We start from the raw sequence: 8976 nt of genomic DNA on the forward strand, positions 1-8976 counted from the left end.
CTCAGCTCCGGTCGCGCAGCCTCTGCGCGGCGGCCAGGACGCCGATGGAGAGGATGCCGTTGTGCAGGCGCCCCTCCAGGACTCCGGCGACGGCCTCCTCCAGCGGCACCCACGCGACGCGGATGTCGGCTTCCTCGTCCTCGCGGTCGTGCGCGGTCTCGGCGGCTGAGAGTCCGGTCGCGAGGAACACCCGGATGAGCTCGTCGTTGCCGCCGGGCGTCGTCCACGACGACACCAGGGGCTCCCAGTGGGCGGCGACGAGGTCGGCTTCCTCCGCGAGCTCGCGACGGGCGGCCGCCAGCGGCTCCTCCCCCGCGATGTCGAGGAGGCCGGCCGGCAGCTCCCAGTCGCGGTGACGGATCGGATGCCGGTACTGCTGGATGAGCAGCACCCGTCCTTCGTCGTCCAGCGCGAGGATCGCGACGGCCCCGGGATGGGCGACATACTGGCGCACGATCTCGCCGTCGCCGTAGCGGACCCGGTCGGAGCGGACGTCCCAGACATACCCCTCATAGACGAGGTCGCTGCTCAGGACCTCCGGCTCGAAGGGCTCGTCCCGCAGCGGCTCCGCGACGCCCGGCGCCTCCGACTCACTCATCGACGGGCACGTCGAACAGCTCGCTCGCGCGGTGACGCGCGATGGCGGCACCGACGAGACCGCGGAACAGCGGGTGCGGGTCGGTCGGACGCGAGCGGAGCTCCGGGTGCGCCTGCGTGGCGATGTAGTACGGGTGCACGTCGCGCGGCAGCTCGACGTACTCGACGAGGTCCAGCTCCGGGTTGAGGCCCGAGAACACCAGACCGGCCTCGGACAGGCGATCGCGGTAGGCGTTGTTGACCTCGTAGCGGTGACGGTGACGCTCGGACACCTCGGCGGTGCCGTAGACCTCACGCGCCAGCGAACCCTCCGCGAGAGCCGCCTTGTACAGGCCGAGGCGCATGGTGCCGCCGAGGTCGCCGCCGTCGAGGATCTCGATCTGCTCGGCCATGGTCGCGATGACGGGCTCCGCGGTGTCCGGGTCGAACTCGCTGGACGAGGCTCCGGCAATCCCGGCCACGTCGCGGGCGTACTCGATGACCATGCACTGCAGACCCAGGCAGAGGCCGAGGGTCGGGATGCCCTGCTCGCGGGCGAACTTCAGCGCGCCCAGCTTGCCCTCGATGCCGCGGATGCCGAAGCCTCCGGGGACGCAGATGCCGTCCAGCTCGGCCAGCTGCTCCTGCGCGCCCTCGGGGGTCTCGCAGAGGTCGGACGGGATCCAGCGGATGTTGACCTTCGTCTCCTGCGCGAACCCGCCCGCCTTGAGGGCCTCGGTCACGGAGAGGTAGGCGTCCGGCAGGTCGATGTACTTGCCGACGAGACCGATCGTGACCTCGTGCTTCGGGTTGTGCACGGCGTGCAGCACCTTGTTCCAGCGCGTCCAGTCGACGTCGTCCGCCTTCTGGTCGAGGCCGAGGCGGCGCACGATGTAGGAGTCGAGGCCCTGCTCGTTGAGAGTCGACGGGATGTCGTAGATGCTCGGCAGGTCGACGGTGTTGATGACGCCTTCGACGTCGACGTCGCACATGAGGGCGATCTTGTTGCGGTTGCTCGCGCTCACCGGGCGGTCGCTGCGGAGCACGAGGGCATCGGGCTGGATACCGACCTGACGGAGGGCTGCGACCGAGTGCTGAGTCGGCTTGGTCTTCTGCTCGCCGGACGCACCCATGAACGGCACGAGCGAGACGTGCACGAAGAACACGCTGTCGCGGCCGAGCTCGTGACGAAGCTGGCGCGCGGACTCGAGGAACGGCTGCGACTCGATGTCGCCGACCGTGCCGCCGACCTCGGTGATGATCACGTCGGGACGCGGGTCCTCGGTCGCCTGCAGCCGCATGCGGCGCTTGATCTCGTCGGTGATGTGCGGGATGACCTGCACGGTGTCGCCGAGGTACTCGCCGCGACGCTCACGGGCGATCACCTGGGAGTAGATCTGGCCGGTCGTGACATTGGCCGCCTCGGACAGGTTGATGTCGAGGAAGCGCTCGTAGTGGCCGATGTCGAGGTCGGTCTCCGCACCGTCGTCGGTGACGAACACCTCGCCGTGCTGGAACGGGTTCATGGTGCCCGGATCGACGTTCAGATACGGGTCGAGCTTCTGCATGACCACGCGGAGTCCGCGGGCCGTCAGGAGGTTGCCCAGGCTGGCCGCGGTGAGCCCCTTGCCCAAAGACGAAACGACACCACCAGTCACGAAGATGTGCTTGGTCGTGTCGTTCTTGGGCCCCGCAGAAGAAGAGTTCATCACGGGCTTCTATCCTAACAGTTCGTTCAGACGCCGAGGCTGAGAAGCTCGCGGGCGTGGGTGAGTGCGGCATCGGAATCCGCGAGTCCGGAGAGCAGACGAGCCATCTCGGCCTCGCGCTCCTCCCCGTCGAGCCGCCGCACGCTGGAGGCGGTGACGGCGCCGTCGTGCGATTTCACGACGGTGAGGTGGTTGTTCGCGAAGGCGGCGACCTGCGCGAGATGGGTGACGGCGATCACCTGCGACTTCTCGGCGAGTCGGGCGAGTCGCCGCCCGACCTCGATCGCCGCCGCGCCGCCGATGCCCGCGTCGACCTCGTCGAACACGAAGGTGGGCACCGGGTCGGTCGCCGCGATGACGACCTCGATCGCGAGCATCACCCGCGACAGCTCGCCGCCGGAGGCCCCCTTGGCCACGGAACGGGGTTCGGCGCCGGGGTGCGGGGCGAGGAGGATGGCGACGTCGTCGCGGCCGTGGGTGCTCTCGGGGCCAGGGGCCACGGAGACCTCCAGACGGGCGTCCGGCATCGCCAGGGCGTGGAGCTCGGCGGTCACGGCTTCTCCGAGCCGGACGGCGGCCTCGCTCCGCGCCGCGGTGAGAGCATCGGCGCGGGCGTCGAGCTCCGCCCTGGCCTCGTCGCGCTCGGCGGAAAGGCGCTCCAGGCGCTCCCCGTCGTCGTCGAGCTCTGCCAGCCGCGCGGAACCGGTCTGCCACAGCGCCAGCGCCTCCGCCAGCGAACCGTGCTGACGGATGAGGACGCCGAGCGCGGCCCGGCGCTCCTCGACGGCGGCGAGCTCGTGGGGTCCGGACTCGTCGAGGTCGGCGAGGAAGCCGGAGAGCACACCGGCGGCGTCGGCGATCCGGTAGCCGATGTCGGCCAGGGTCTCCGCGACCTCCGCCAGCTTCGGGTCCGACACGCGCTCGATCGCTCGGCGGGCTTCGGCGACCAGCGCCGAGGCATCCGGCTCGCCCTCCTCGTTCGAGAGAGTGCCGTGCGCCAGAGCTGCAGCGAGTCGCAGCTCCTCCGCGTTCGCGAGGCGCTCGGCACGGGCCGTCAGCTCCTCGTCCTCGCCCTCTTCCGGGGCGGTGGCTTCGATCAGGGCGAGATCCTCCCGCAGCCGGGCGGCCTCCTCGGCGCGCCGGTCGCGGTTCGCGGTGATGTCGATGATGTCGGCGTCGAGCGTTCGCCAGCGCTCGAACGCGGCCTGGTACTCCTCCAGCGCCCGAGCGATCGGTTCGCCGCCGAAGCGGTCGAGGGCGTCGCGCTGCGCGGCAGCCGACCGCAGCCGCAGCTGCTCGGACTGTCCGTGCACGACGATGAGCTCGTCCGCGAGCGAGGAGAGCACCCCCGCCGGCGCGGCGCGGCCGCCGACGCTCGCGCGACTGCGACCCTCGGCGCTGAGGGTGCGCGACACATACAGCTCGGCGGTGCCGGCACCGGCCGGCTCCAGCTCTCCCCCGGCCTCGGCCACGATGTCGGCGACCTCGCCGGTCTCAGGCACGATCCACACCCCCGCCACCGACGCCTGCGCCGCGCCCTTGCGCACAGCCCCCGAGTCGGCGCGCTGGCCGAGGAGCAACCCGAGTCCGGTGACGACCATGGTCTTGCCCGCGCCGGTCTCTCCGGTGATCGCCGTGAAGCCCGGGCCGAGCGGCAGGACGGCGTCGGCGATCACGCCGAGCCCCTGCATGCGCATCTCCTCGATCATGCGTCGCTCCTCCGCTCCTGCCCGCGCCAGCCCTCGACCGGCAGCTGGAACTTGCGGACGAGACGGTTCGTGAACGCGGTCGGGTGCAGGCGCGCGAGGCGGACCGGGCGCGACGAGCGACGCACCACGACGCGGGCGCCCGGCGGGAGGTCGTGGGAACGACGGCCGTCGCACCAGAGGATGCCGGAGCCGTCCGTCCGCTCCAGCATCTCGATGGCCACGGCCGCATCGGGGCTCACCACGAGCGGCTTCGCGAACAGGGCGTGTGCCGACAGCGGGACCACCGCGATGGCCTCGACCGTCGGCCAGATGACCGGTCCGCCGGCGGAGAAGTTGTAGGCGGTCGAGCCGGTCGGGGTGGAGATGACCATGCCATCGCAGCCGAAGCTCGACAGCGGCAGCCCGTCGATCTCGAGCACCACTTCGATCATGCGCTCGCGGCTCGCCTTCTCGACGGTCGCCTCGTTCAGGGCCCAGGTCTCGAAGACGACGCCCCCGGACCTGTCCTTGACGCGCACCGACAGGGCCAGGCGCTCCTCGACGTCGTAGTCGCGGGCGATGACACGGCGCATCGCGTCGTCCATGTCGTCGCGGTCGATCTCCGCAAGGAAGCCGACGTGTCCCATGTTGATGCCGAGCACCGGGGCGCCGCTGTCGCGGACGAGTTCCGCCGCACGGAGGATCGTGCCGTCGCCACCGAGCACGATCGCGAGCTCGAGGGACGCCGGACCGGCGGAGGCGTCCAGCACCTCGACGTCCGCGAAGAATGCATCGACCGCGGCGAGTTCCGCGTGGTCGTCGGCCGCCAGGACGGGGCGCACTCCCGCGCCCCGGAGGGCATCGACCACCCGACGGGCGGCCGCGACGGTGTCGACGCGACCCGCGTGGGCGACGACCAGGATCCTGCGCTCGTTCATCGTCCCCCTGCCAGCCGGTTGATGGTGTCCATCCATTCTGTCGGATTGCTCCCGCCGCCCGGCACGAGGTGCACGAGATACTCCGCATTGCCGTGAGTCCCGAGGATCGGGGAGGCGACGATCCCCGCCATCCCCATCCCCGCGTCCCAGGCACTCCACACCACGCGGGCGACGGCGTCGGCACGGGTGGCCGGGTCGGTGACGAGGCCGCCGCGCACGGCCGTCCGTCCGACCTCGAACTGCGGTTTGACCAGCAGCAGCACGTCGGCGCCCGGCGCGGCCACCGCGACCACTGCGGGCAGTACGAGCTCGAGCGAGATGAAGGAGAGGTCGCCCACCACCAGTTCCGGCGGCGCGGACTCCCCCGTCGCTGCGGCGAGGCTGTCGCGCGTCATGTGCCGCACGTTGAAACCCTCGACCGCCGTGACGCCGGAGTCCGCGGCGACCGAGGGGGCGAGCTGGCCATGCCCGACGTCCACGGCGAGCACACGGCGCGCGCCGCGTTCCCGGAGCACCTGGGTGAACCCGCCGGTCGATGCCCCCATGTCGAGGGCCAGGCGCCCCTGCACCGGGATGCCGAAGCCGTCGAGGCCCGCAATGAGCTTGTGCGCGGCGCGGCTGACGTAGTGGTCGGCGCCGGCGACCGTGATCGTGTTCGAGTCGTCGACCGCCGTCGAGGCCTTGACGACCGGGCGGCCGTCGACGCTCACGAGGCCGTCGGCGATCAGGGTGGCGGCATGCGTGCGCGAACGGGCGAGTCCTCGGAGAGCGAGGGCGGCGTCGAGTCGCGTCATCGTGGTCCCGGGGTCTCCCGCTGTTCCAGCCGGGATCCGCTCTCGAGCCGTCGCGAGAGTTCGTCGTGCAGAGAAGAGTAGGCGTCTGCGCGTGCGGCGAGCGGCTGCCCTTCGATCAGGCGCAGACGACTCCACAGGCCGTCCGTCGGCGCGCTGGTCGTCGTCTCGTCGCTCACGATTCCACTGTACGCGGCACCGCCGACGGCCGACGGCGCCACGCGTGGTTCAGGGGCGGTGGAACGGGTCGTCGTACAGCCGCTCCGGCACCCGCAGGACGAAGACGGGCGTGCCGGAAGCCCAGATGGCAGCGGCACCGGCGCGCAGCAGGTCGAGCTGGTCCCCGGACTCCGCCAGGATCTCGACATCCGCGCCGTGGACGCGGACGGCGGCACCGTTCACGTCGTAGACGCCGTCGGTCACCACGGGCTCGGGATACGGCTCGTGCAGGCCGCGCAGGTCACCGAGGATGTAGGTCGGGCGCGATCCCTCGGGCGCGGCGAGGACGTGCTTGGGACGGTCGATACCGGTCAGCACCAGGGCGGACTCGATCCCCGCACGGCTCGCACCCATGATGTCGGTGTCGAGACGGTCGCCGATGAAGAGCGCCTTCGTCGCCCCGAAGCGGGCGAGCGCCTCCTCGAAGATCGGAGTCTCCGGCTTGCCCGCCACCGTCGCCAGACGACCGATGGCCGTGTGGACGGCGGAGACGAGGGTGCCGTTCCCCGGCGCGACGCCGCGCTCGCGCGGGATCGTCCAGTCGGTGTTCGTGGCGATCCAGGGGATGCCGCCCTCGTCCTCGGGGACCTTGAGGGCGAACGCCGCCTCGGCGAGATCGGTCCAGGCCACCTCGGGGGCGAACCCCTGGACCACGGCCGACGGTGCATCCTCGGCGCTGCGTGTCACCGTGTAGCCGGCCTTCTGCACTTCATCGACGAGGCCGTCACCGCCGACGACGAGGATGGTCGCCGGCGCCGGCACGATCCCGGAAAGCAGACGCATCGCCGCCTGCGGGCTCGTGACGACGTCCTGCGGAGCGACATCGAGTCCGAGACTCGTGAGGTGCGCGGCCACGGAGGCGTCGGTGCGCGAGGCGTTGTTGGTGATGTAGCCGAGACGCACCGTGTGTGCCGCCGCGTTCAGACTCTCCACCGCATGCGGCAGAGCGCCGGGACCCGCGTAGACCACGCCGTCGAGATCAGCGAGGACGGTGTCGACGCCCTGGAGGGGCGTCTGTCCCACGGGTCGCTTCCGCGCCTTCGCTGTGAAGAGTCCCACTACGCCTCCGGCTTCTCGGATGCGGAGGGCGAGTCGTCCTCCGTCTCGTCATCCGTCTCGTCGTCCTCACCGAGAAGCTCGCGCACCTCGTCTTCGATGGACGGCTCGGCGGGCTCGGGGGTGTCGCTCGTGTCGTCGGCTTCGGTCGCGTCGTCGGCTTCGTCCTCGACAGAAGCCACGTCGGCTTCGGAGAACTCGGCTTCGGAGAACTCGTCCTCGATGAGGCTGTCCTCCACGTAGAGTTCCTCGTCGCCGGCCTCGTCCACGCCGAGAGCCTCAGCGGCGACCTCGGCGCGGTGCGCCCAGAACTCCGCCTCGTCGGTACGCCCGAGGTCCTCCAGCACGGCGGCCCGCGCGGCGAAGAGCGCGGGGCTCCACTCGAACGCGCGATCGGGATCAAGCTCCGGAATCTCGAGCTCGCCGAGGGCCAGCTCCAGGTCTCCCTGGTCCAGCCGAGCGCCCGACATCGCGATCGCGAGAGCCACGCGCACCGGGGTGGCGAGGGCCGACCGGTCCACGGCCCGGCCGGTCTCGAGCGCGCGGTCGGGACGCCCGATGCCGCGCTCGCTGTCGACCATGAGGGCGATCTGGTCGTCCTTGCCGGAGATCCGGCGATAGGTACGCAGCTCACGCAGGGCCAGGGCGAAGTCGCCCGTCGCGTAGGCGGTGATGCCGAGAGTCTCGCGGACGATAGCGATCCGGCCGGCACGACGCGAGGCCGCCAGCGCATGCTCGTGCGCCAGAGCGGGATCCTCGTCGATCAGCCGGGACGCCATCGCCAGGTGTCGGGCGACGAACTCGGCGTTCTCCTTGCTGAGCGTCTTCAGCTCGTTGCGCGCGGACGGGTGCAGGTCGCGTGCGGTGACCTCGTCCGGGAGGCGCGGCTCATCGAACCGCGGACGCTCGTTCGCCGCGTTGGCCGGACGTTCCCGGCCGGCGCCGCCACGCTGCGGGAAGGACCGCGAACGGTCGCTCCCCCGCTCACGCTCGAACCCGCCCTCGCGACGCGGAGCGGAGTCACGGTTGTAACCACCCTCACGGCGAGGGCCGGAGTCCCGGTTGTACCCGCCCTCACGACGCGGGGCACCGCCATCGCGGTTGTAGCCGCCTTCACGGCGTGGGCCGGAGTCACGGTTGTACCCGCCCTCACGACGCGGGGCACCGCCATCGCGGTTGTTGTAGCCACCCTCGCGACGAGGAGCGCCGTCGCGGTTGTAGCCGCCTTCACGACGCGGCGCACCACCATCGCGGTTGTAACCCCCCTCACGACGCGGCGCACCATCACGGTTGTTGTAACCGCCCTCACGACGCGGCCCACCATCGCGGTTGTAACCACCTTCGCGACGCGGAGCGCCGTCACGGTTGTTGTAGCCACCCTCACGACGCGGCGCACCACCATCGCGGTTGTAGCCGCCTTCACGGCGGGGGGCAGCACCGTCACGGTTGTTGTAGCCACCCTCACGACGCGGGGCACCACCATCGCGGTTGTAGCCGCCTTCACGGCGGGGGGCAGCACCGTCACGGTTGTTGTAGCCGCCCTCACGACGCGGCGCACCACCATCGCGGTTGTAACCACCCTCACGACGCGGAGCACCACCATTACGGTCGTAGCCGCCCTCGCGACGCGGAGCGCTGTCGCGGTTGTAACCGCCCTCACGACGCGGAGCACCACCATCGCGGTTGTAGCCGCCCTCACGACGCGGGCCGCGGTCGCCGAAGCGAGATGCGCCGTCGCGGTAGACGGGGCGACCTCCGGAAGGACGTTCGTTGCGCTGATTCCTGTCGTCGTTGCGACGCGGACGGCGCTCTTCCTCTTCCGGCATGGTGCTCCCTGTTCTCTTCGTTCCGTAAACGCAAAATGGCCACCCAACGATGGGTGGCCATTTTGTTTAAAAGGAGTCCGGCGGTGTCCTACTCTCCCACAGGGTCCCCCCTGCAGTACCATCGGCGCTGTGAGGCTTAGCTTCCGGGTTCGGAATGTGACCGGGCGTTTCCC

8 protein-coding genes and 1 rRNA gene are annotated in these 8976 nt (G+C 70.8%); all 9 read right to left on the bottom strand.

Translation table 11 applies throughout. The features are described from left to right. Window position 1 precedes the first annotated feature (1 nt). Window positions 2–598 carry an NUDIX domain-containing protein gene (locus WFJ36_RS16600; RefSeq protein WP_292791799.1) on the bottom strand — a complete coding sequence of 199 codons (597 nt, stop codon included), beginning with the start codon at window positions 596–598 and terminating at the stop codon, window positions 2–4. Continuing rightward, the gene (locus WFJ36_RS16605; protein WP_292791802.1) at window positions 591–2285 is read right to left on the bottom strand and encodes a CTP synthase; all 1695 of its coding nucleotides are present in this window, start codon (window positions 2283–2285) and stop codon (window positions 591–593) included. Before WFJ36_RS16605 ends, WFJ36_RS16600 begins: the two co-directional genes overlap by 8 nt. 26 nt (window positions 2286–2311) lie before the next feature. Next, window positions 2312–3994, bottom strand: a complete 1683-nt coding sequence (gene recN / locus WFJ36_RS16610) for a DNA repair protein RecN (protein ID WP_336643754.1) — start codon at window positions 3992–3994, stop codon at window positions 2312–2314. Continuing rightward, complete coding sequence (locus WFJ36_RS16615) at window positions 3991–4911, bottom strand: NAD kinase (RefSeq protein WP_336643755.1); 921 nt, start codon at window positions 4909–4911, stop codon at window positions 3991–3993. The genes recN and WFJ36_RS16615 overlap by 4 nt, the downstream gene beginning before the upstream one ends. Continuing rightward, window positions 4908–5705, bottom strand: a complete 798-nt coding sequence (locus WFJ36_RS16620) for a TlyA family RNA methyltransferase (RefSeq protein WP_336643756.1) — start codon at window positions 5703–5705, stop codon at window positions 4908–4910. The genes WFJ36_RS16615 and WFJ36_RS16620 overlap by 4 nt, the downstream gene beginning before the upstream one ends. Continuing rightward, a complete protein-coding gene (locus WFJ36_RS16625) occupies window positions 5702–5881 on the bottom strand; it encodes a hypothetical protein (RefSeq protein ID WP_292791814.1) in 180 nt (59 codons plus the stop codon). The genes WFJ36_RS16620 and WFJ36_RS16625 overlap by 4 nt, the downstream gene beginning before the upstream one ends. Before the next feature lie 49 nt (window positions 5882–5930). Then, window positions 5931–6980 (bottom strand): HAD-IIA family hydrolase, encoded by a 1050-nt coding sequence (locus WFJ36_RS16630; protein ID WP_396654757.1) that lies wholly within the window; start codon window positions 6978–6980, stop codon window positions 5931–5933. Further along, window positions 6980–8803 (bottom strand): primosomal protein, encoded by a 1824-nt coding sequence (locus WFJ36_RS16635; RefSeq protein ID WP_336643757.1) that lies wholly within the window; start codon window positions 8801–8803, stop codon window positions 6980–6982. Before WFJ36_RS16635 ends, WFJ36_RS16630 begins: the two co-directional genes overlap by 1 nt. 75 nt (window positions 8804–8878) lie before the next feature. Next, window positions 8879–8976, bottom strand: a 5S ribosomal RNA gene (gene rrf, locus WFJ36_RS16640); the annotation flags it as partial.

The sequence above is a fragment of the Microbacterium sp. MMO-113 genome (assembly GCF_037148555.1).
GTDB lineage: Bacteria > Actinomycetota > Actinomycetes > Actinomycetales > Microbacteriaceae > Microbacterium.